20 protein-coding genes are annotated in these 21,426 nt (G+C 66.4%); 11 read left to right on the top strand and 9 right to left on the bottom strand.

The features are described from left to right. The first annotated feature begins 149 nt into the window (after nucleotides 1-149). Genes AC1RP5_RS15830 through AC1RP5_RS15815 form a run of 4 tightly spaced genes read left to right on the top strand, consistent with a single transcriptional unit; the run spans nucleotide 150 to nucleotide 4,114 of the window. The gene (locus tag AC1RP5_RS15830) at nucleotides 150-1,124 is read left to right on the top strand and encodes a Bug family tripartite tricarboxylate transporter substrate binding protein (protein WP_493112023.1); all 975 of its coding nucleotides are present in this window, start codon (nucleotides 150-152) and stop codon (nucleotides 1,122-1,124) included. Nucleotides 1,125-1,182: 58 nt separating this feature from the next. Then, complete coding sequence (locus AC1RP5_RS15825; protein WP_493112021.1) at nucleotides 1,183-2,157, top strand: Bug family tripartite tricarboxylate transporter substrate binding protein; 975 nt, start codon at nucleotides 1,183-1,185, stop codon at nucleotides 2,155-2,157. Next, entirely contained in the window at nucleotides 2,154-3,134 is a 981-nt protein-coding gene (locus AC1RP5_RS15820) for a Bug family tripartite tricarboxylate transporter substrate binding protein (RefSeq protein WP_493112019.1), read from the top strand. The genes AC1RP5_RS15825 and AC1RP5_RS15820 overlap by 4 nt, the downstream gene beginning before the upstream one ends. Before the next feature lie 5 nt (nucleotides 3,135-3,139). Continuing rightward, complete coding sequence (locus AC1RP5_RS15815; RefSeq protein ID WP_493112017.1) at nucleotides 3,140-4,114, top strand: Bug family tripartite tricarboxylate transporter substrate binding protein; 975 nt, start codon at nucleotides 3,140-3,142, stop codon at nucleotides 4,112-4,114. Nucleotides 4,115-4,243: 129 nt separating this feature from the next. Here AC1RP5_RS15815 and AC1RP5_RS15810 read toward each other — a convergent pair whose 3' ends face one another. After that, on the bottom strand, nucleotides 4,244-4,990 hold the full coding sequence (locus AC1RP5_RS15810) for an SDR family NAD(P)-dependent oxidoreductase (RefSeq protein WP_493112015.1): 747 nt from the start codon (nucleotides 4,988-4,990) through the stop codon (nucleotides 4,244-4,246). A 39-nt stretch (nucleotides 4,991-5,029) separates the two neighbouring features. Here AC1RP5_RS15810 and AC1RP5_RS15805 point away from each other — a divergent pair, with 39 nt between their 5' ends. Next, nucleotides 5,030-5,812 (top strand): alpha/beta fold hydrolase, encoded by a 783-nt coding sequence (locus AC1RP5_RS15805; protein WP_493112013.1) that lies wholly within the window; start codon nucleotides 5,030-5,032, stop codon nucleotides 5,810-5,812. Nucleotides 5,813-5,896: 84 nt separating this feature from the next. Next, nucleotides 5,897-6,853, top strand: coding sequence for a cation diffusion facilitator family transporter (locus AC1RP5_RS15800; protein ID WP_493112011.1), 957 nt, complete (start codon nucleotides 5,897-5,899; stop codon nucleotides 6,851-6,853). A 153-nt stretch (nucleotides 6,854-7,006) separates the two neighbouring features. Here the strand turns inward: AC1RP5_RS15800 and AC1RP5_RS15795 are convergent, their stop codons facing one another. Continuing rightward, nucleotides 7,007-7,555 carry a urate hydroxylase PuuD gene (locus AC1RP5_RS15795; protein WP_493112009.1) on the bottom strand — a complete coding sequence of 183 codons (549 nt, stop codon included), beginning with the start codon at nucleotides 7,553-7,555 and terminating at the stop codon, nucleotides 7,007-7,009. 159 nt (nucleotides 7,556-7,714) lie between these two features. On the opposite strand from AC1RP5_RS15795, the gene AC1RP5_RS15790 reads away from it, so the two are divergent. Genes AC1RP5_RS15790 through AC1RP5_RS15775 form a run of 4 tightly spaced genes read left to right on the top strand, consistent with a single transcriptional unit; the run spans nucleotide 7,715 to nucleotide 11,706 of the window. After that, nucleotides 7,715-8,374, top strand: coding sequence for a squalene/phytoene synthase family protein (locus AC1RP5_RS15790; RefSeq protein ID WP_493112007.1), 660 nt, complete (start codon nucleotides 7,715-7,717; stop codon nucleotides 8,372-8,374). Nucleotides 8,375-8,394: 20 nt separating this feature from the next. After that, complete coding sequence (locus AC1RP5_RS15785) at nucleotides 8,395-9,279, top strand: alpha/beta fold hydrolase (RefSeq protein WP_493112006.1); 885 nt, start codon at nucleotides 8,395-8,397, stop codon at nucleotides 9,277-9,279. Nucleotides 9,280-9,292: 13 nt separating this feature from the next. Further along, complete coding sequence (locus tag AC1RP5_RS15780) at nucleotides 9,293-10,525, top strand: LLM class flavin-dependent oxidoreductase (protein ID WP_493112004.1); 1,233 nt, start codon at nucleotides 9,293-9,295, stop codon at nucleotides 10,523-10,525. Beyond that, nucleotides 10,522-11,706, top strand: coding sequence for an FAD-dependent monooxygenase (locus tag AC1RP5_RS15775; protein ID WP_493112002.1), 1,185 nt, complete (start codon nucleotides 10,522-10,524; stop codon nucleotides 11,704-11,706). Before AC1RP5_RS15780 ends, AC1RP5_RS15775 begins: the two co-directional genes overlap by 4 nt. A gap of 11 nt (nucleotides 11,707-11,717) precedes the next feature. Here the strand turns inward: AC1RP5_RS15775 and AC1RP5_RS15770 are convergent, their stop codons facing one another. The 6 genes from AC1RP5_RS15770 to AC1RP5_RS15745 form a co-directional block, all read right to left on the bottom strand. Continuing rightward, on the bottom strand, nucleotides 11,718-11,939 hold the full coding sequence (locus tag AC1RP5_RS15770; RefSeq protein WP_493112000.1) for a hypothetical protein: 222 nt from the start codon (nucleotides 11,937-11,939) through the stop codon (nucleotides 11,718-11,720). A gap of 7 nt (nucleotides 11,940-11,946) precedes the next feature. Next, nucleotides 11,947-15,078, bottom strand: coding sequence for a multidrug efflux RND transporter permease subunit (locus AC1RP5_RS15765; protein WP_493111999.1), 3,132 nt, complete (start codon nucleotides 15,076-15,078; stop codon nucleotides 11,947-11,949). A 4-nt stretch (nucleotides 15,079-15,082) separates the two neighbouring features. After that, nucleotides 15,083-16,249 (bottom strand): efflux RND transporter periplasmic adaptor subunit, encoded by a 1,167-nt coding sequence (locus AC1RP5_RS15760; protein WP_493111997.1) that lies wholly within the window; start codon nucleotides 16,247-16,249, stop codon nucleotides 15,083-15,085. Nucleotides 16,250-16,533: 284 nt separating this feature from the next. Then, a complete protein-coding gene (locus tag AC1RP5_RS15755; protein ID WP_493111995.1) occupies nucleotides 16,534-17,430 on the bottom strand; it encodes a polysaccharide deacetylase family protein in 897 nt (298 codons plus the stop codon). Between the two features lie 6 nt (nucleotides 17,431-17,436). Further along, nucleotides 17,437-18,579, bottom strand: a complete 1,143-nt coding sequence (locus tag AC1RP5_RS15750) for a zinc-binding dehydrogenase (protein WP_493111993.1) — start codon at nucleotides 18,577-18,579, stop codon at nucleotides 17,437-17,439. A gap of 88 nt (nucleotides 18,580-18,667) precedes the next feature. Beyond that, complete coding sequence (locus AC1RP5_RS15745) at nucleotides 18,668-19,312, bottom strand: TetR/AcrR family transcriptional regulator (protein ID WP_493111992.1); 645 nt, start codon at nucleotides 19,310-19,312, stop codon at nucleotides 18,668-18,670. 80 nt (nucleotides 19,313-19,392) lie between these two features. On the opposite strand from AC1RP5_RS15745, the gene AC1RP5_RS15740 reads away from it, so the two are divergent. Next, nucleotides 19,393-20,061 (top strand): O-methyltransferase, encoded by a 669-nt coding sequence (locus AC1RP5_RS15740; protein WP_493113377.1) that lies wholly within the window; start codon nucleotides 19,393-19,395, stop codon nucleotides 20,059-20,061. Here the strand turns inward: AC1RP5_RS15740 and AC1RP5_RS15735 are convergent. Then, on the bottom strand, nucleotides 20,053-21,414 hold the full coding sequence (locus tag AC1RP5_RS15735; protein ID WP_493111991.1) for an MATE family efflux transporter: 1,362 nt from the start codon (nucleotides 21,412-21,414) through the stop codon (nucleotides 20,053-20,055). The two genes, AC1RP5_RS15740 and AC1RP5_RS15735, sit on opposite strands and share 9 nt — an antisense overlap. Nucleotides 21,415-21,426: the final 12 nt, after the last annotated feature.

Here is a 21,426-nt window from a genome sequence, read left to right as displayed (position 1 = left end):
CCGCAGCTTGCGGGAATTGGCCCTCCTCCGAGCGATCGGAGGAGGGCTTTTTTGTGGAAGTGGTCGCTCTCCGAAACGATAGGCAAACATAGCTCGCCTTTTGTCCGTCCCGACTTATACGGGTCCCGTATGGATCGAGGAGCGTATGAATGAAGCGTAGAAATGTTCTGGCCGCGCTGGGCAGCCTTCCGGTCGCCGCCGCGCTGGATACTGGTGCGCGGGCCCAGGAAGCCTATCCCGCCCGCGTCGTGAAAATTCTCGTGCCGTTCGGCCCGGGCGGCTCGACCGACATCATCGCCCGCCTGATCGGCAAGCAGCTCGAGACCGTTACGGGCAAGCCCTTCGTCGTCGAAAACAAGGCTGGCGCCACCGGCATGATCGGCACGACGCAGGTCAAGAACTCGCCAGCCGACGGCTACACGCTGCTGCTCGGCTCGACCAGCACGCTGGGCGCCAATCCCAGCCTCTACAAGACCATGACCTACGAGCCGTCGGATTTCACGACGGTCGCCGTCAACGGCGCGACCGGCAACTTCATGCTGGTGAAGCCCGATGCGCCGTACAAGACGGTGGCGGAGTTCGTCGAGTACGCCAAGAAGCAACCCAAGCCGCTCTTCTCCGGTTACGGCAACGCCTCCTCGCGCGTCCCGGCCGCCCTGTTCGAGGTGACGACCGGCGTGAAGTTCGAGGAAGTCGCCTATCGCGACGCCGTCGCCTCGATCCAGGACCTCAACGCCGGTCGCGTCGACTGCGTGTTCCCCGACCAGGTGGTGGGCGAGAGCTACGTGCGTTCGGGCTATGTGCGTGCGCTGGCCGTCACCTCGAAGGAGCGCTCGCCGCTCTTCCCGGACGTCCCGGCCATCGCCGAGACCTATCCGAGCTACGTGATCATCGCCTACTCGTGCTTCTCCGTGCGCAAGGAGACGCCCGACGACATCAAGAAGAAGCTGAACCGGCTCATCATGGACGCGATCTACGAGCCGGCGATCCTCGAGCGCGTGAAGCAGCTTGGCTTCATCCCGCCGCCGCAGAACTGGGGCATCGAGCAGTGCGATGCCTTCGTGGCGAAGGAACGTGAGGATTGGACCAAGTACATCAAGCTCGCGAAGATCGAGCCGCAGTAAGCCCGGAGGGGAGCGGCGGTGTTGCGCCGCCGCGCCCGCCCGCTAAGCTCCCGCCCGCATGAGGGGGATTGCACGGCGTAGCCTGCTGGGCGGGTTGGTGATGGCGGGCATCGGTGCGTCCGCCCGTGCGGCCGGCTGGCCGGAGCGCCCGATCTCGTGGCTGCTGCCGTTCCCGGCGGGCGGCCCGACCGATGCCTTCTCGCGGCCGCTCGGCGCCTATGCCGGCACCAAGCTCGGCCAGACGATCGTGATCGACAATCGAAGCGGCGCGGGCGGGACCGTTGCCGCGGCCGCCGTCGCCCGGGCAGCACCCGACGGCTACACGATGCTGGTCGGCTACACCGGCATGACCTACGCCACGCAGCTCTACCCCAAGGCGGGCTTCGACTTCGGCCGCGACTTTGTGCCGATCAGCGCCTTCGCTCGCGTGGTCCAGGTGCTGGCGATCAACCCGGCACGGCTCGACGTGACGACCCTGCCGCAGTTCATCGACGCGGCGAGGAAGAAGCCGGGCGGCATCGACATCGCCTCGGCGGGCCTCGGCACCGTGCCGCACCTCGCCATCGAGATGCTGCAGGCGCGCGCCAGCATAAAACTCAACCATGTGCCTTATCGTGGCTCAGCGCCCGCGCTGCAGGACCTGCTGGCGGGCCAGGTCGATGCGCTGTTCATGCCGGTGACCTCGGTCGCGGGGCTGGTGCGCACCGGCAAGAGCCGCGTGCTGGCCGTGGCGGGACGCCGTCGCGAGCCGCTGCTGCCAGACGTGCCGACCTTCATGGAAGCGGGCGTCGCCGATTTCCGCGCCAGCTCCTGGTACGGCCTGTTCGCGCCGCGCGCGACGCCCGTCGCCATTCTCGACCGCATGCACGGCGTCCTCCAGGAAGCGCTGGGGCAGCCCGACGTGAAGCAGGTGTGGGTGGAGCAGGGTGCCCGGGTCGAACTCGAAAGCCGTGAGGAGTTCGGCAAGTTCGTCGCCCTCGACATAGAGCGTTGGGGCCGCATCGCCCGCGACGCCAAGGTCCAGATGGAATGACAGGTCTCCGCATCACACGCCGCGCCACCCTGGCCGGTGCGCTGGCCGCAACCGCGGGCACGGCCCGCGCCAGCGACGAATGGCCGACCCGCGCCGTCTCGTGGATCGTGCCGTTCCCGGCCGGCGGCGGTTCCGACATGTTCGCCCGCCCGATCGCCGCGCGCGTGTCGGACTCGATCGGCGAAGCGGTGGTGATCGAAAATCGCAGCGGGGCCGGCGGCACGGTCGGTGCCGCAGTCGCGGCCCGTGCGGCGCCCGACGGCTACACGTTGCTGGTGGGCGACACCGGTCTCGCCTATGCGCCGACCGTCTATCCGCGCGCCGGTTTCGACTTCCTGCGCGACTTCGCACCGATCGCCGCCTTCGGCCGCGTGCCCTACGCGCTGGTGATCAACCCGTCGAAGGTCGACGCGTCGAACCTCGAAGCCTTCATCGCCATGGCCCGCAAGGCGCCCGGCGCCATCGACATCGGCTCGGCCGGCCTCGGCACCGTCAACCATCTCGCCATCGGCCTGTTCGAGGGGCGGGCCGGCGTGAAGCTGACGCACGTTCCCTATCGCGGCGGCGCACCGATGCTGCAGGACCTGCTGGCCGGCCAGATCGGCGCCGCCTTCGTGCTGGTGACCGCGGTGGCGAGCTATGTGCGCTCGGGCAAGCTCAAGGCGCTGGCGGTGATCAATCGCCGTCGCGACGCCCTGTTGCCGGACGTGCCGACGGCGCACGAGGCGGGATTGCCCGACTTTCGCATCACCACCTGGTTCGGCCTGTTCGCGCCGGCCCGCACACCCGACGCCATCCTCGATCGTATCCATGCCGCCGTGCAGCAAGCGCTGGGATCGGACGAGGTGAAGCGCCTGTGGGCCGAGCACGGCGCGCGGGTCGAACTCGAGAGCCGCGCCGACTTCGCGAACTTCATCGGCCGCGAGGTCGAGCGATGGAGCCGTATCGCCAAGGCCGCCAACGTCCAGATGGAGTGAAGCCGATGTCTCTTTCGCGTCGTTCCGCGCTGGGCGGGATACTGACTCTGAGCGCGATGGGTTCCGCGCATGCGCAGCAATGGCGGCCGCCACGGTCGATGAACTGGATCGTGCCGTTCCCGCCGGGCGGCTCGAACGACACCTTCGCGCGGCCCGTCGCGGCGCATGTCAGCCAGAGTCTCGGACAGCCCGTGGTGGTCGAGAATCGAAGCGGTGCCGGCGGCACCCTGGGCGGCATGGTGGTGGCGCGCGCGCGTCCCGACGGCTGCACCTTGCTGGTTGCCAACAGTGCGCAGTCCTTCGCGACCGTCGTCTATGCCGACTCGGGCTTCGACCTGCTGCGCGACTTCGCACCGGTCAGCAACATCGCCAAGGTGCCGGTCGGGCTGGTGGTCAATCCGGCCAAGTTCGACGTGAAGGACCTCGCCGCTTTCCTCGCGGCGGCACGCAAGGCGCCGGACACGATCAACATCGGCTCCTCGGGCCTCGGCACCATGCCGCATCTCGCCATCGAGCTGCTGCAACGGCGCACCGGCATCAAGCTGATGCACGTGCCCTATCGCGGCGGCGGGCCGGCGCTGCAGGACCTTCTGGCGGGCCAGCTCGATGCGACCTTCCAGCCGCTCAGCACCATCGCTTCCTACGTCCAGTCGGGCCGCCTGCGCGCGCTCGCCGTCGCGACCGCCAAGCGCGAGAGCGTGCTGCCCGACGTGCCGACCTTTGCCGAGGCCGGCGTAAAGGATTTCGAGGTCAGCACCTGGTACGGCCTGTTCGCGCCCAAGGCGACGCTGGCCGCGCCGCTCGACGCGCTGCATGGCGCCGTCCAGGCCGCGCTCGCAGAACCCGACATCAAGCGCATCTGGCAGGAGCAGGGCGCCAGCATCAATCTCGAAAGCCGCCAGGCCTTTGGCGACTTCGTGAAGGCCGAGGTCGAGCGATGGAGCGCCATCGCCCGAACCACCGGCCTGCCGATGGAGTAGGAAGCCCGTCGTCCTGAGCGAAGCGCCGCAGGCGCGCAGTCGAAGGACCTCTTTTCGCTTCAACAGGTCGTGCGCCGGAAAAGAGATCCTTCGACTACGCTGCGCTCCGCTCAGGATGACAAAGCGTCGTCAGGTCTGCCCGCCGCCGTTCACCTGGAGCATCTGGCAGTTCACGTAGGCGCCGCCGTCCGAGACCAGCATGCCGAGCACCGAGGCGACCTCGGCGGGAGTGCCCATGCGGCCGAGCGGGACCTTGGCCATGGTCTCCAGGCGATGATGGTTCGACTCGCCGTCATCCTCGACGTCGGCGGAGATCGGACCCGGCGAGATCGCGTTGACGGTGATGCCCTTGGGGCCGAATTCCTTGCCCAGCGCCTTGGTGAGGCCCCAGACGCCGTGCTTGGCGACCGAGACCGGCGCGCGGCCGGCATAGCCGTGCATGGCGTTCATGCCGGTGAAGTTGACGATGCGGCCCCAGCCCTTCTTCACCATGCCGGGCAGGCAGGCCTGCGCCAGCCACACGGCGGCGTCGAGATCGACCGAGATCACGCGGCGCCAGTCGGCCTCGCTCATTTCCAGGAAGGGCTTGGCCGGGCGAAGTGCTGCATTGTTCACCAGCACGTCGACCGAGCCGAACTTCGCGATCGCCTCCTGGGCCATGCGGCGGCATTCCTCGGGGCTGCCGACATCGGCCATGGCAACCATCGCCTCGACGCCGGCGGCCGTCGCTTCCTTGGCGACGGACTCGCAGGCCTTGCGGTCGGACGAGCCGTTGATCACGACGTCGTAGCCCATCCTGGCGAGTGTCAGCACACAGGCCCGGCCGATATTTCGGCCTGCGCCGGTCACCAAGGCTGTTCTCCGCGTCGTGGCCATCTTCTATATCTCCCGCTTCAATTGTTCAGAGGGCGTGAATTGGAGCAAAGAACAATCCTGCTCGGACAGCGCCCGGCGCGAGTCTGGACCGGTGGCACCGGCGAGGCAATCGTGCTGCTGCATGGCGGATGGGCGGGCGCGGAAGCCTACTGGTCGACCGTCACCGACGATCTCGAGCGCACGCATCTCGTCGTCGCGCCGGAGCTGCCGCCCATCGGTTCGGCCGAGGGACTGCCGACCTTCGGCGCCTACGCCGAATGGCTTGCCGAGCTGCTGACGGCAATGGGCATCGAACGCGCCACGCTCGTCGGCAATTCACTGGGGGCCACCATCGCCTGGCGCTTCGCCGGCCAGTATCCCGAACGCGCGGCCGGCCTCGTGCTGGTGAACGGCTACCAGCCGCCGGCCTACTCGAAGATGCTGCGCTGGCTTGCCGGCAAGTCGCCGATGCGAGCAATGGCCCGCGCCAACCTGCTGCGCCAGCATTATGGCCCCGGCGTCGTGGCGCTCGCCTTCCATGATCAAGGCAAGGCGCCGGCCGGGATTGTGCAATCGCTCGCGAGCTTCACGCGCGACGATGCCGACCGCGTTCTCGATGTCCTTCTGTCGGGGGAGGTGGCCTGCCCGCCGCCGAAGGGAACGGTTCTTCTGATCTGGGGCGAGGCCGACCGCACGCCGGTCATCGACAAACACGGCGCGCACAAGATGCGGCCGTCGCTGGAGAAATCGAAGCTTGTGACGATCCCGGAAGCGGGGCACCTGCCTCAGGTCGAACACCCGGCGGAGTTTTTGAGGGCGCTGCGCGGGTATCTGAAGCGATAAGGTAGTGGGCGAGCCTGTCATCCGTCTGACCTGTAGCCTGGTCTAAACGGAACGCAGATCAGCACCGGCCTCGAGGAGACGATCATGGCAGGAGGGCATTCTCACGGTTCGGGACATTCCCACGGCTCCGGGCATTCCCATGTTTCTCGCCCGCCGGCGGGCGGATCGGCCGCCGCCCAGCACAAGACGCGCCTGAAGTGGGCGCTGGTTCTGACGGCCTCGTTCATGCTGGTCGAGGTGATCGGTGGCCTGGTCACCGGCAGCCTGGCGCTGATCGCCGACGCCGCGCACATGCTGACGGACGCCGGCGGCCTTGCCCTTGCCCTCATGGCCATCAACTTCGGCGAGCGTCCGGCGACGCCGCAGAAGACGTTCGGCTATATCCGCATGGAGGTGCTGTCGGCGCTGGCCAACGCGGTCGTCCTGCTCGTCGTGACGTTCTTCGTGCTCTACGAGGCCTACGATCGCTTCCTGAATCCGCCGCCGGTCCTCGCGGGGCCGATGATAGCGGTCGCCATCGCCGGCCTCGTCGTCAATCTCATCAGCATGAAGCTGCTGTCGGCGGGTTCGTCGGACAGCCTCAACGTCAAGGGCGCCTACTTCGAGGTGATGAGCGACATGCTGGGATCGCTCGGCGTCCTGATCGCCGCCGTCGTGATCCTTTTCACCGGATGGACGCTCGCCGATCCCCTGATCGGTGCCGGCATCGGTCTGTTCATTATCCCGCGCACCTGGATGCTGCTGCGCGAGGCCGTCCATATCCTGATGGAAGGCACGCCGCCCCATGTCGACCTAGCGCTGCTGGAAAAGACGCTGCTCGCCATCCCCGGCGTGACGGCGGTCCACGACCTTCACGTCTGGACCATTACGTCCGGCGTCGACTCCATGAGCTGCCACCTCGTGATCGACGACATGGCCCGTTCGCGGGAAACTCTCGCGGCCGCGCAGGCCGCCATGCGCGACACGTACGGCCTGTCTCACAGCACCATCCAGATCGAGGATCAGGCGCTGCGAGCCGCAGAAGGCGTTTCACGTATCTGAGGAACGATACGGACTGGACCGCGCCGCCAACTCGGTCGCCGGCCCTACGCAGGAAGCATAGTGATCCGAAGATGGTTGGTCAGAAGCGTCCCAGGCTGGAATCGCTTCTCGCCCAACTCATCTCCGGCTCAAGCCGATCCCGATCGATGTCGATCAGATGGGCGCGTTCTGCTGCGCCACCATGCAGTAGAGCATGCCGATCGAGAACATGGTGTTGAAGCGGCTGGCGTAGAGCGCCTTCGGCGCCGCCGCGGCCTTCTCCTCGGCGGTGGCTTCGACGAGGCCCAGGATCTTCTGCTGGTTCGGCCAGATGATGAACCAGACGTTGAAGGCCATGACCATCGCCATCCACATGCCGACGCCGATCATGATGAAGCCGGGACGCAGCGTCAGCGCCTCGACGATGTACTTGTTCATCGTGGCGAGCAGCAGGCCGGTCACGACGGTGGCGAGGGCGGCGTAGCGGAACCACCACAGGACGGTCGGGGCGATGAACTTGGTGATCGCCGTCCGGCTTTCGGTCGGCTGGATCTTCGGCATGGTGGGCACCTGCACGAAGTTCAGGTACCAGAGCAGTCCGATCCACATGACGCCGCAAACCACGTGCAGCCACCGCATGATGACCGTCGCATAGGCATGATCGATCTTGATCGACTGTCCGGTCACGGCGCCGGCGACGACCACGATCAAAATCAGAATCACGATACCTGCGGAAACGGTGCGCCCAAGAGAGGTAAACAAGGCACCCATGTTGAACATCCCCTTTTATCTTATTGAGAGGATTGAAGAATCCTCGATGGTCATATTGTAAACTCAACCCGGCCTGCGTTCAACGGTCGCACCTCAGCGTTTAATCCCCCGATGTCAGCACCCCCCTCGCACTCCTACCAGGCCCCCGAAGCCTCGCACCGATATGTGCTCGACCTCGTGCGGGACGCCGACCGCGAGCGCTTTCTCGGCGCCCTGTTCGCGCCGGAGCCGCAGCGCAGCGGGCTGCTGTCGCTGCTGGCTTTCGACCACGAGCTGGCGCGCACGCGCAGCGTGACCCGGGAGCCGATGCTGGCGCGCATCCGGCTGGAATGGTGGCGCGAGGCGATGGCGGAAGCCGCCGGAACGGGCAAGCCGCGCGCACAGCCGATCGTCGAATTGCTGAGCGAAACCATCCGGCGGCACGGGCTCACGTTGGAAAGCCTCGTCAAACTGATCGATGCCCGCGAGGAAGAGATCGAAGGGCCGCTCGACGTGATGACGGCGGGACATGCGCTGGCCGATCTCGAACTGTCGGTGCTGGGCGCCGAGGACGCGCCCTCGCGGCAGGCGGCGCACGCGATCGCGGCAGCCTGGCTGATGGGCGAGGGGCCCGAGCGCGACCAGCTCGTGGGCGATGCCCGCGCGCTGCGCCACAAGATCGATCCCGTCGCGCTGCCGATCCTGCTGCCGGCCCTCTCGCTGGGCAAACCCATGGGGCCGCTGCGGCGGCCGCTGGCCTATTGGTGGGCGGCCAAGCGCGGGCGATACTGACGGATAACCCGGGAGGAAGCGTGGCGCGCACCAAGGCTAACGGCATCGAGATCGAGTACGAGACGTTCGGCAGGAAGGGAGATCCGGCCCTCCTGCTCATCATGGGACTGGGTGCGCAACTCACGCTCTGGCCGGAATCGCTGTGCGAGGGATTGGCCGCCAAGGGCTTCTTCGTCGTGCGCTACGACAATCGCGACGTCGGTCTCTCGACGGATTTCGACAAAGCGGGCGTGCCCAACCTGATGGAGGCCTTCGCCAAGCTGATGAAGGGCCAGAAGGTCGACGCACCTTATCTGCTGCCTGACATGGCCGCCGACGCGATCGGCCTGCTCGATGCGCTCGACATCGATCGCGCACACATGGTCGGCGCCTCGATGGGCGGCATGATCGCCCAGGTGATCGCCGCGACCTATCCGGCGCGCACGCGCTCGCTGGTTTCCATCATGTCGACCAGCGGCCGCATCGGCCTGCCGATGGGCAAGCCCGAGGCGGTGGCGATGCTGTCGTCGCAGCCGGAAGGATTGGCGCGCGAGCAGCTCATCGCGCACGCGATCAAGCTGCGCACCGTGATCGGCAGCCCGGGTTTCCCGGCCGATCCTGCCGCCGTGCGCGCCCTGGTCGAACGCAACATCGACCGCCGCTACTATCCGCCGGGCGCCGCGCGGCAGTACCTCGCGATCATGGCCTCGGGGCCGAGGGTCGATCTGCTGAAGACGGTCAAGGTGCCGACGCTGGTGCTGCACGGCGAGGACGATCCGCTGCTGCCGGTCGAATGCGGCCGCGACGTTGCGGGCCTCGTGCCGGGCGCGAAGATCGAGACCTATCCGGGCTGGGGTCACGACGTGCCGGAGCAGATGGTGCCCAGGCTCGTCGACAGCATCTCGGGTTTCTGCAAAGCCGCTTAGAGGAAACGCCCCAATGAAGTTCGGCATCTTCTACGAACACCAGCTCCCCAGGCCCTGGGGCGAAAAGAGCGAGTACCAGCTTCTTCAGGACTCGCTGACCCAGATCGAGCTCGCCGACAGGCTTGGCTACGATTACGCCTGGGAGGTCGAGCATCACTTCCTGGAGGAGTATTCCCACTCCTCCGCGCCGGAAGTGTTTTTAGGCGCTGCCAGCCAGCGCACCAAGCGCATCCGCCTCGGCCATGGCGTGATCCAGCTCACCACCAACAACCCGCACCGCGTCGCCGAAAAGGTCTCGACGCTCGACCTGCTGTCGGGTGGACGCGTCGAACTCGGTATGGGCGAGGCGGCGGGACCGGCCGAACTGCATCCCTTCAACATCCGCGTGCGCGACAAGCGTGAGCGCTGGGAGGAGGCCGTGAAGGCCATCGTCCCGATGTTCTCGAAGGAGAGCTGGGAGTTCCACGGCCAGTATTACGACTTCCCGGCGCGCAATGTGATCCCCAAGCCGTTCCAGAAGCCGCATCCGCCGCTCTGGGTCGCCTGCTCGAACATCCAGACGATCGGCAAGGCCGGCGAATGGGGCATGGGCGCGCTCGGCTTCACCTTCGTGACGCCGGAAGCGGCGCGCGCCTGGGTGCACAAGTATTACAACAACCTGCTGAACAACTCGAAGAAGCTCACCGACTATCCGAGCAATCCCAACGTCGCGATGGTGTCGGGCTTCATGTGCGCACCCACCGACGAGGAGGCCGAAGCCAAGGCCGCCGGCTGGACCTTCTTCATCTTCGCGCTCTCCTATTATGGCCGCAAAGGCGTCGACGCGCCGGGCACCTCGAACCTGTGGGACGAGTACCAGGCCTGGCGCGGCGGACCGGAGGAGAAGAAGGCCCTCGAATCGGGTCTGATCGGCTCGCCCGAAACGATTCGCCGCAAGCTGCGCCAGTTCCAGGCGAGCCGTGTCGACCAGGTGATCCTGCTGAACCAGGCCGGCAAGACCAGCCATCAGGACATCTGCGATTCGCTCGACCTCTTCGCCCGCGAGGTGATGCCGGAGTTCCATGCCGCCGAGGCCGAGCATCTCGTCTGGAAGCAGAAGGTGCTCGACCGCGAGATCGTGCTCGAGGATCTCGATGTCGCGAAGTACGACATCTTCAGCCACCAGAACGAACACATCGTCCGTCTCACGCCCGAGCAGCTGAAGCAGAAGATGGCCGAGAAGGAAGCCGCGGCGAAGCGCGCGTGAGCGCATTGCGCATCGCGATCGTCGGCGGCGGCATCGGCGGCCTCTCGGCGGGGCTCGCCCTGCTGAAAGCCGGCTTCGACGTCCAGGTCTACGAGCAGGCGCCGCGCTTCGGCGAGATCGGCGCCGGCCTGCAGATCAGCCCCAACGCCTCGCGCCTGCTGCACCGGCTGGGCCTCCGGGAGTCGATGGAGCGCTGGGGCGTGCGGCCGCTGGCCGTCCATCAGAAGCGCTGGGACGACGGGCGCACCCTGCAGCGTGCGCCGCTGGGCCCCGAGGTCGAGCAGCGGTTCGGCGCGCCGTACTATCATTTCCACCGCGGCGATCTGGCGTTCCTGCTGGCCGAGGCGATGCCGCCGGAGCGGGCGCATGCCGGCCATCGCCTCGCCGGCATCGAGGAGAAGGGCGAGCGCATCGTTGCGCGTTTCGAGAACGGCGTGTCGGCCGAGGCGGACCTGCTGATCGGCGCCGACGGTATCCATTCCCGGGTGCGTCATCTCACCTTCGGGCCGGAGAAGCCACGCTTCACCGGTTGCGTCGCGTGGCGCGGCCTGGTGCCGGCCGATCGCATCGCGCATCTCGACATCGAAGTCGCCTCGCACAACTGGATGGGGCCGGGCGGACACTGCGTTCATTACTGGGTGTCGGCGAAGCGACTGATGAACGTCGTCTGCATCGTCGAGCAGGGCACATGGACAAGCGAGTCGTGGACGGACAAGGGCAACGTGGCCGACGTCGCAGCACGGTACGAAGGCTGGCATCCGACGGTGCGCGGGTTGATCCAGGCCTTCCCCGAGACCTTCATCTGGGCCCTGCACGATCGCGCGCCGCTGCCGGCATGGACGCAGGGGCGTGTCGCGCTGCTGGGCGACGCCTGCCATCCGATGCTGCCGATGATGGCGCAGGGGGCGGCGCAGGCGATCGAGGATGGCGCGACGCTGGCGGCGATCCTCTCGAAGCAGTCTGACGACATACCCGGCGCGCTGCGTCGCTATGAAGAGCTACGCAAGCCGCGGGCGACGCGCCTGCAGGAGGCGAGTGCCGTCAACCGCGTGCGGTTCCACCTGCCTGATGGGCCGGACCAGGAGGCGCGTGACGCCGGGATGGCCAACGGCGGCGACCGCTCCCTCGACAACATCGCCTGGCTTTACGACTACGACGCGGGCGCGCCCGCAGATCTCTGAGGCGCCCGCCGTCAGCGGGGGTCGATCTGCGCAGCATCGTCGATGCGGGTGCAGTTCGTCGCCTTGGTCATCAGGCAATCCTGGAGCTGCGAGGCCTTGCGCAGTTCGTGCGTCAACACGACTCCGCCCAATAGCAGAAGCGCCATCACCGCCAGCGCGATCAGGCTCTTGCGGCGTCCGGCTGCTTCGCGCTCCTCGTCTTCCCGGTCGAAAGGGTCCTGCTCCGCGGACATTATTGGCTCATTCGGCCGGGTGCAGGCCGGGAGCTTCCGGAGCCGCGTCCTTGGCTGGCTTCCGTTTGCGGGCGTTCAGCCTTTGCTGCAGGCGGTCGAGATAGAGATAGATGACCGGCGTGGTGTAGAGCGTCAGCCATTGCGAGACGAGCAGGCCGCCGACGATGGCGATGCCCAGCGGCCGGCGCAGCTCGGAGCCCGCACCCTGGCCGATGGCGAGCGGCAGGCCGCCGCCGATGGCGGCAAAGGTCGTCATCATGATTGGCCGGAAGCGCAGCAGGCAGGCTTCGTGGATCGCCTCCAGCGGCGTCTTTCCGCGTTCGCGCTCCGCCTCCAGCGCGAAGTCGATCATCATGATTGCGTTCTTCTTCACGATGCCGATCAACAGGATGATACCGATCAGCGCGATGACGCTGAGGTCGTAGTGGAACAGCATCAGCATCGCCAGTGCACCCACGCCGGCCGAGGGCAGGGCCGACAGGATGGTGATGGGATGCACGTAGCTCTCGTAGAGCATGCCCAGCACGATGTAGACGGCCAGGATCGCCGCAGCGATCAGCAACGGCGTCGATGACAGCGACGACTGGAAGGCCTGAGCCGTTCCCTGGAAGGCGCCGTCCAGCGTGACCGGCGTGTGCAGGTCGGCCTGCATCTGCTTGATCTTGTCGACCGCTTCGCCCAGCGCCACGCCGGGCGCGAGGTTGAACGACACGGTGACGGCGGGGAACTGGCCCTGGTGGCTGACGGTGAGCGGCGCGACCCGGTTGGTGAAGCGCGCCAGCGTGCCCAGCGGCACCTGCGTGCCGGTGTTGCTGGTGACGTAGATGCGCGACAGCGCGGCCGGGTCGGCCTGGAACGAGGGCAGGACCTCGAGCACGACCTTGTACTGCGTGCTCGACGTATAGATCGTCGCCACCTGGCGCTGACCGAAGGCGTCGTAGAGCGTCTGGTCGATCAACGCGAGGCTGACGCCGAGCCGCGAGGCCGTGTCGCGGTCGATGTCGATCGCGATGTGGGGTGCGGCGATCTGCTGGTCGGAGGTGACGTCCTGCAGCTCCGGCAGCTTGGCCATGTTCTGCTCGATGATCGGCGCCCAGTGGTTCAGCTCCTCGACGTCGGTCGAGGTCAGCGTGTACTGGAACTCGGTCTTGCTGAGACGGCCACCCACGTTGATGTCCTGGCCGGCCTGCATGAAGAATTTCACGCCCTGGACCGCCGCCACCTTCGGCCTGAGCCGCTGGATGATCTCCTGCGCCGAGGCATCACGCTCGCTGAAAGGTTTTAGCTGGATGAACATGCGGGCGGTGTTTTCCGACGAATTGCCGCCGGTCGAACCGACGAAGCCCACGACGCCCGAAACCGCGGGATCCTGCTGGATGATGGCGGAGAGCTGCGTCTGCAGATCGGCCATGGCCGCGAAGGAAATGTCCTGTCGCGCCTCGCCCTGGGCGAAGATGAAGCCGGTATCCTGCTCGGGGAAGAATCCCTTGGGAATGACCGCGTACAGGTAGCCTGTGACGCCGATCAGGACGACGGTTGCGAGCAGCATCAGCGGCTGGTGGCGGAAAACCCATTGCAGGCCGCGGTCGTAGCCGCGCACGACGGCCTCGAACACGTCTTCGCACATCTGGTCGAGCCGGCCGCGTTTGTGACCTTGCTTCTCGCGCTTCAGGAACTGCGCGCACATCACGGGCGTCAGGGTGAGTGACACGAAGGCCGACATGATCACCGCCACCGTGACGGTGACGGCGAACTCGCGGAACAGGCGACCGACGATGCCGCCCATGAACAGCAGCGGGATGAACACCGCGATCAGCGAGAAGGTGATCGAGATAATGGTGAACCCGATCTGGCCCGCGCCCTTCAGCGCGGCGTTGAACGGCGTCTCGCCTTCCTCGATGTAGCGAACGATGTTCTCGATCATGACGATCGCATCGTCGACGACGAAGCCGACGGCAATGGTGAGGCCCATCAGCGAGAGATTGTCGATGCTGTAGTCGAGGACGTACATCACGCCGAAGGTGCCCACGAGCGACAGCGGTACGGTGATGCTGGGGATGATCGTGGCCCACAGGTGGCGCAGGAAGATGAAGATCACCATCACCACCAGGCCGATGGTGAGCACCAGGGTGAACTGGACGTCGGCGACGGAATCGCGGATCGACTGCGAGCGGTCGGAGACCAGGTCGACCTTCACGCCCTTGGGGGCTGAGGCGAGCAGGCGCGGCATCTGCGCCTTGATCGTGTCGACGATCTCCACGGTGTTGGCGCCGGGCTGGCGGAACACCAGGAGGAGCTCGGAACGCTTGCCGTTGTACCAGGCGCCGCTGCGCGGCGCCTTGGTGGCGTCGATCACGTCGCCGATGTCGGTGAGTTTGACCGGCGCGCCGTTGCGGTAGGCGACGATGATCTGCTTGTAGGTGTCGGCTTTGAAGAGCTGGTCGTTGGTGTCGATGGTGAACGACTGATGCTCGTTCTCGAAGTTGCCCTTGGCCTGGTTCAGAGTCGCATTGTTGACGGCCAGCCGCACGTCCTCGAGCCCGATCCCGTGGGCGGCGAGGGCGGAGGGATTGGCCTGGATGCGGACCGCGAAATCCTGCTGTCCGCCCACCAGCACCTGGGACACGCCCGGGATTGCCGAAATCTTCTGCGCCAGAATGGTGAAGGCGTAGTCGTCGACCTTGTAGATCGGCATGTCGTCGGACTGGACGGCATAGATCAGGACCGCGCGGTCGGCCGGATTGACCTTCCTGTAGGTCGGCGGGTTCGGCAGGTCCTTCGGGAGAAGGCCGCTGGCGGCATTGATGGCCGTCTGTACGTCGGTGGCGGCGCCGTCGATGTTGCGGCCGAGGTTGAACTGCAGCGCGATCGACGTGGTGCCGAGGCCGCTGGTCGAGTTCATCGAGGCGAGGCCCGGGATCGCGGCGAACTGCTGCTCCAGCGGCGTCGCGACCGACGAGGCCATCGTTTCCGGGCTGGCGCCGGGCAGGGTTGCGGAGACGGTGATGGTCGGGAAGTCGACGTTGGGCAGGGCCGCCACGGGCAGGAGATTGTAGGTCGCGGCACCGAACACCAGCAGACCCAGCATCAGCAGGGACGTGGCGATCGGCCGGCGGATGTAGGTCTCGGAAATGTTCATGGCGTCAGCCCGCCTTCGGCGGGGCCGGAGTCGCGGGCGGTGTTTGCGCCGACGGCTTCTCCGGGTCGATCTTGACGGCGGCGCCGTTGGACAGCCGGTACTGGCCGTCGACCACGATCTTCTCGCCGGCGGAGATGCCCTTGTCGATGATCGCGACGCCGTCCTGCATGCCCGAGGTTTCGACGTCGCGCCGCTCCACCGTGCTGTCGGGGCGGATGACGTAGGCATAGTAGCCGGACGGACCCTGCATGATGGCGCGCTGCGGCACGGTCACGGCGCTGTTCTTCATCGACAGGACCAGGCGCACGTTCACGAACTCACCGGGCCACAAGGCCTCGTCGGTGTTCTGGAACGTCCCCTTCATGCGCAGCGTGCCGGTGGCGACGTCGATCTGGTTGTCGATCAGAGAGACCTCGCCCGTGGCCAGCAGCTTCTTGTCGTCGCTGGCATAGGCGTAGACGGCGAGCGGCTTGACGGCCTGGTTGCGGCGGATCGCCTCCGCGTAATCCTGCGGCACGGTGAAGTTCACGAAGATCGGCTTGATCTGGGTGATGCTGACCAGGTTCGTGCTCTGCGAAGATTGGACGAGATTACCGAGGTCGACGAGAAGCTGTCCGGTGCGGCCGTCGATCGGCGCGCGGATGTCGGCATAAGAGAGGTTCAGCTTGGCCGTGTCGATCGCCGCCTGATCGACGGCGATCGATCCCTTCAATCCGTCGACGGTGGCCTGTTGCTGGTCGACGCTCTGGCGTGACTGGAAGCCCGACCCCGTCAGCTTGCTGTAGCGTTCGAGGTCGAGTTGCGCGCCGAGAAGCAGCGCTTCGTTGCGTGTCTTCGCGGCGGTGGCCGAATCGAGGGTTGCCTGGAAGGGGCGGGGATCGATCTGGAAGAGCGGCGTACCGGCCGTGACGTCCTGGCCTTCCTTGAACAGGACCTTGACGATCTGCCCGTCGACCCGCGCCTTGATGGTGACCGTCTTGAAGGCCTGCACGGTACCGAGGCCCCGCACGAGGACGGGCACGTCCTTGGTTTCGGCGATGCCCGAGGTGACGGGCACGGGAGGCGCGGACACCGATGCCCTTGCATTGGTATTGCCGCTCTGATGAAGGAACACATAGCCCGCAACGGCGATGACGATTGCCAATCCTGTGCCAGCGAACTTGGCCAACATCGATTTCTTCATTTGCGGTCGGCCTTCTCTGGGCGAGGCGGAAGCGCTCTCGCCGTTCATGCGAGCCGGCGGACGCATGCGATAGTCCGCGCCGCAAAGAGGGCCACAGCGCGGCATTCCGCTTACACGAAGCTGACATGGCTGTGCTCATTGACGCAGGCAAAAGCGTCAATGTGATTTCAGTGCATCTGCTCTTGTCATCCTGAGCGCAGCGAAGGATCTAGCGTGGGCTACGCAGCCTTCTGGTCGTTACGTCAGGTCCTTCGCTGCGCTCAGGACGACAACTAAGGCTTCGCCGGAACCTGCGTGCGATACCAGTCGAGAATCTCGGCGCCCGTCCACATCACGACACCCTCGTGGCCGAGGATGTAGTCGTAGAGCATCTCCAGATACTTGATCCGGTGCGGCACGCCCGTGAGGTAGGGATGGATCGAGATCGCCATCACACGCGGTGCAGTCTTGCCGTCGAGATAGAGACGATCGAACTGATCGCGGCCGCGGCGATAGATTTCATCGGAAGGCTGCTGCTGCACGGCGCTGATGACGACGTCGTTGATCTCGACCGTGTAGGGCACGGAGACGATCTCGCCGTGCGCGGTCTTGAGCGGCAGCGGCTGCTCATCCATCACCCAGTCGGCGACATACTCGATGCCGGCTTCCGCCAGCAGATCGAGCGTCTCGTCGGTCTCGGTGAGGCCAGGGCTTTCCCAGCCGCGCGGCGGCTTGCCGGTGAACTCCTTGATGGCGCGGATCGTGTCGGCGATGGCGCTCTTCTGGTCCTCGACCCGGTGCATCGGCTTCTGCACCCAGCCATGGCCCATGAAATCCCAGCCGGCCTCGTGCGCCGCCTGGCAGGCTTCGGGGTAGAGCTCGCAGGCCGTGCCGTTCACGGCAAAAGTCGCCTTGAGCTTGCGTGCGGTCAGCGTCTCGAGAAAACGCCAGAAGCCGACCCTCATCCCGTATTCGTGCCATGCCCAGTTGGGCACGTCGGGCAGCAGCGGCTGGCCCATCGGGGGCGGCAGGACGGTGCGCGGCATCGCACCGGCCGGACTCCAGTTCTCGACATTCACGATCGTCCAGACGGCGACGCGCGCATCGCCCGGCAGGACGAGCTTCGGTCGCTTGTGGATCGGCAGGTACGGCGCGCGGCCGCGGACACTGTCTCCGGTTTCGCGCGCCATCCCTCGTTACGCCTTGTTCGGGTTGATCAGGAACTTCTCGCCGGTCGCACGCTTGGAATAGGCGGTGAGGTTCTTGAGATCGAGCGCTTCCGGCAGCGAGATGGTCTGGGTGTAGTGGCTGGCGAACGTCGTCTTGAGCGAATTCACCACCCGCTCGCGCAGGCGCATCTGGTCGGGGCGGCCGATCTTCTGCAGGAACGGCGTCAGCAGCCAGCCGCCCACGCCCCAGGCCATGCCGTAGTTACGCGTGAGCTCGACCGCGCCGGTACTGAGGCTGCCATAGACATAGACCTGCTTGTGTACGGAGGAGCCGTAGCGATTGTAGGTCGTGGCCGTCTTGTTGATGGCGATTTCCATCGCGGTAAGAATCTGGCTGGCGAGCTTGCCGCCGCCGATCGCGTCGAAGGCAATCGTGGCGCCGGTCTCGACCAGCGCCTGCACCAGATCGTCGTTGAAGCTCGCGGCGCTCGAATCGACGACATGCTTGGCGCCGATGTCCTTCAGCAGCTTGGCCTGCTCGGCGCTGCGCACGATGTTCACGAGGCCGATCCCGTCCTCGTTGCAGATCTTGTTCAGCATCTGGCCGAGGTTGGAGGCGGCCGCCGTGTGCACCAGCGCCTTGTGGCCCTCGCGCTTCATCGTCTCGGTCATGCCGAGCGCCGTCAGCGGATTGACGAACCACGAGGCGCCTTCGGCCGCTGTCGTGCCGGCGGGGAGGGGCTGGCAGTCGCGCGCATTCAGCAGGCGGTACTGTGCGTACATCGAGCCGCCGACCATCGACACCAGCTTGCCCTTGAGGGCCTGCGCCGCATCGGAAGAACCGGCCTTGATCACGGTGCCCGCGGCTTCGTTGCCGACGGGCAGCGACTCGCCCAGCCGGGTCGCGAGGAACGGCAACGCCGCGGCGGAGACCGGAGCCGTCACCTTGATGCCCTCGCCACTGCCGCTCGACTGGGCCTTGCTGAGGTCGGCGGGGCCGGTGAGCAGGCCGAGGTCGGACGGGTTGATCGGAGTCGCCTCGACCTTGACCACGACCTGGTCGGGACCGGGCTCCGGAATGTCGACCCGGGCGAGCGACAGTTCGAGCTGGCCTTCCTTGGAGATCAGGGAGCGAAGCTGCAGTCCCGAAAGTTTGTTGGCGTCGCTCATCTCAGATCTCCCATTGGTTTGAAGGCGCGCACGATGCCAAGGGCGTTGGGGCCGAACAAGCACTTACTGCGGACCAAAGTGCCTGGTTTCAGGACGATACGGACGTGGAATTCAGCCGGTCGAGATAGGCGGCGAACATGTCGCCCATCGCCGAGGCGAGCCGTTCGACCTCGGCGGCCGGGCGCGCCTCTTCCGACACCTGGGCGCCGACCGCACCCATCGACATCATCATGATGTCCGCCGCGGCGCTGCGATCCCGGGACGAGACCCTGGGCAAGGCCTCGCGCATGAACAGCATCACCTGGCGGCGGCCGGCCTTGCGGTGCGCCTCCGTCTCGGGGGCGTCGCGATAGAGCGGTGCGGCGTCGGCGAGTGCGACGCGGAGAGCTGCTTCCTCGACCTCCGATTGGAAGAAGGCGCGCACGACGGCACGCAACCGTTCGGTGGGCGGCAGGCTGCGGTCGGCCAGCATGTTCTGGAGGAGGCCGCTCGTCTGTCGCCATTCGTCGGTCTGCAGCCGGAAGAGGATGGCCTCCTTGTTGGGAAAATACTGGTAGAGCGAGCCGACGCTGACGCCGGCCCGTTCGGCCACGCGCGCGGTCGTGAAACGCCGCGCGCCTTCTCGCGTCAAAACACGAACCGCCGCTTCGAGGATGTCGGAAACGAGCTGCGCCGAGCGGGTCTGCCGGGGCTCTTTCCGCGAGGAAATACGGGGTGTTTTGCGAGTGCCCATGGTGACTGTCCGGAACGCGAATGGTGAATGCGACGAATCATTCGTATTTTAGCCGCACACACATTCTTCCGGAAGGACTCATGAAAAACACACTCGCTTCTTCACCGCTCGCGCCCGTCCTCGACGGGCTGTTTGCCGAAGCCGCCGCTTCCGTTTCAGCCGTTCGCCAGGAAATGAGCAGTCTGTCGCCCGAAGAACGGTCTGCGATGATGGCCAGCAAGACCAACTATCGCGCCTTCTATGAGCGGGCGAAGGATTTCCCGCTGGCCGTGTCGCGCGAGACCGGGACGTTGCTCTACATGCTCGCGCGTTCGAGCGGCGCCCGGAACATCGTCGAGTTTGGCACTTCGTTCGGTGTCTCGACGCTGCATCTCGCGGCGGCCCTCAGAGACAATGGCGGCGGGCGTCTCGTGACCTGCGAATTCGAGGCGTCCAAGGTCGCCCGAGCGAGGGCGAACATCTCTGCCGCCGGCATGACCGACCTGGTCGATCTTCGCGAAGGCGATGCCCTGGAAACGCTGGCGAAGGACTTGCCGTCCGCGATCGATCTCGTCCTGCTCGACGGGGCGAAGGGCCTCTATCCGGCCGTTCTCGACCTGTTGGAATCGAACCTGCGCGCCGGCGCGCTCATCGTTGCCGACAATGCCGACTGGAGCCCTGAATACCTGTCGCGCGTCCGGTCGCCGGCGCGGGGCTACCTGTCGGTGCCCTTCGCCGAGGACGTCGAACTGTCGATGCGGCTAGGCTGAGCTTCGACCCGTCCAGGCGCGGCGCGTGGTCGAGAAGGCGAGGACCGCCGAGAAGGCCACGATGCCCGTCGCGACGCAGGTGTAGAGGCCCGAGACGCCCCAGCCGAAATGGTCGAGGGCCAGCAGGCTGCCACCGCCCGCGATGGTGATGCGGGTGAGGTTGGCGGCGACCGGCCAGATCATCTCGCCGGTGCCCTGCGAGGCGAAGTAGAGCGCCATGGCGAGGCCGAAGAAGCCGTAGGCCGGGCCGACGATGCTGAGATAGTGGCGGCCCGAGGCCAGCACGGCCGGGTTGCTGGTGAACAGGCCGAGCCAGAGGTCCGGCCAGATCGCCACGATGATGCCGATGGTGGCGGCGACGGCGCCGGCCATGAAGGCGCCGGTCCAGGCCATGCGCTGGGCGCGGGCGTATTGCTTGGCGCCGATATTGGTGCCGACCAGCGCGGTGAGGGTGGCGCCGATGCCGAAGCTGATCGGGATCAGCATGTATTCCAGCCGCGAGCCGATGCCGTAACCCGCGATGGCGGCGTCGCCCTCGCGCCCGATCAGGCCGGTGACGACCAGCACGGTGCCGTTCGTGAGGATGACCACGAGACAGGCGATCAGGCCGACCTTCAGGATGTCGCGGAAATAGCGCCAGCGGAAGCCGTCGACCGGCCAGCGCAGCCGCAACGGCGCCTTCGCGCCGGTCAGCTTCGAGAGCATCCAGAGGGCGGCAAGGGCAAAGACGATCACGGCGGCGATGGCCGGGCCGCGGATGCCGAAGGACGGCAGGCCGAACCAGCCCAGCGTAAGCGTGCCGGTGAGAGGGATCTGGATGGCCGCCGTCACGACCAGTGCGAAGCCGGGCGTTTTCATGTCGCCGGTGCCGCGCAGCACCGAGGCCATCGAATTGGCGACCCAGTGGGCGACGCAACCCGAAAACAGGATGGTGGAAAAGGCCTCGGCGCGGTCGAGGGCGGCGCCGCTGCCGCCCAGCGCGCCGTAGATCTGGCGGCCGAAGCCCACGAACACGATGCCGAACAGTGCCGCCATGCCGATGGCGATGGCCAGCGCATGCGCGGCCGCCGCCTCGGCGCCTGCCTTGTTGCCCGAGCCCAGGGCACGGGCCACCGAGGAGGAGATACCGCCGCCCATGGCCCCGGCCGACATCATGCCGAGCGTCATCTGGGTCGGGAACACCAATGCCAGGGCGGCGAGGTCGACGACGCCGAGCTGGCCGATGAAATAGCCGTCGGTGATGCTGACGAGGCTCTGCATGGCCACGTTCAGCACGTTCGGGGTGGCGAGAGTGAGGATGGTGGGCACGATGGGCCCGGCCAGCATCATTTGCCGGCGTTCTGCGGGAGTCATTGCAGGCTAAGT

Source organism: Reyranella sp. GW821-FHT12G01 (genome assembly GCF_058806575.1).
This window is presented reverse-complemented; position numbering and strand designations above follow the sequence as displayed.

Bases quoted from the DNA above. Each gene is read 5' to 3' on its own strand.
- AC1RP5_RS15760 (WP_493111997.1), bottom strand. From the start codon at position 16,249: ATGTTGGCCAAGTTCGCTGGCACAGGATTGGCAATCGTCATCGCCGTT.
- AC1RP5_RS15810 (WP_493112015.1), bottom strand. From the start codon at position 4,990: ATGGCCACGACGCGGAGAACAGCCTTGGTGACCGGCGCAGGCCGAAAT.
- AC1RP5_RS15825 (WP_493112021.1), top strand. From the start codon at position 1,183: ATGAGGGGGATTGCACGGCGTAGCCTGCTGGGCGGGTTGGTGATGGCG.
- AC1RP5_RS15820 (WP_493112019.1), top strand. From the start codon at position 2,154: ATGACAGGTCTCCGCATCACACGCCGCGCCACCCTGGCCGGTGCGCTG.
- AC1RP5_RS15770 (WP_493112000.1), bottom strand. From the start codon at position 11,939: ATGTCCGCGGAGCAGGACCCTTTCGACCGGGAAGACGAGGAGCGCGAA.
- AC1RP5_RS15830 (WP_493112023.1), top strand. From the start codon at position 150: ATGAAGCGTAGAAATGTTCTGGCCGCGCTGGGCAGCCTTCCGGTCGCC.
- AC1RP5_RS15740 (WP_493113377.1), top strand. From the start codon at position 19,393: ATGAAAAACACACTCGCTTCTTCACCGCTCGCGCCCGTCCTCGACGGG.
- AC1RP5_RS15735 (WP_493111991.1), bottom strand. From the start codon at position 21,414: ATGACTCCCGCAGAACGCCGGCAAATGATGCTGGCCGGGCCCATCGTG.
- AC1RP5_RS15750 (WP_493111993.1), bottom strand. From the start codon at position 18,579: ATGAGCGACGCCAACAAACTTTCGGGACTGCAGCTTCGCTCCCTGATC.
- AC1RP5_RS15745 (WP_493111992.1), bottom strand. From the start codon at position 19,312: ATGGGCACTCGCAAAACACCCCGTATTTCCTCGCGGAAAGAGCCCCGG.
- AC1RP5_RS15780 (WP_493112004.1), top strand. From the start codon at position 9,293: ATGAAGTTCGGCATCTTCTACGAACACCAGCTCCCCAGGCCCTGGGGC.
- AC1RP5_RS15790 (WP_493112007.1), top strand. From the start codon at position 7,715: ATGTCAGCACCCCCCTCGCACTCCTACCAGGCCCCCGAAGCCTCGCAC.
- AC1RP5_RS15755 (WP_493111995.1), bottom strand. From the start codon at position 17,430: ATGGCGCGCGAAACCGGAGACAGTGTCCGCGGCCGCGCGCCGTACCTG.
- AC1RP5_RS15800 (WP_493112011.1), top strand. From the start codon at position 5,897: ATGGCAGGAGGGCATTCTCACGGTTCGGGACATTCCCACGGCTCCGGG.
- AC1RP5_RS15765 (WP_493111999.1), bottom strand. From the start codon at position 15,078: ATGAACATTTCCGAGACCTACATCCGCCGGCCGATCGCCACGTCCCTG.
- AC1RP5_RS15815 (WP_493112017.1), top strand. From the start codon at position 3,140: ATGTCTCTTTCGCGTCGTTCCGCGCTGGGCGGGATACTGACTCTGAGC.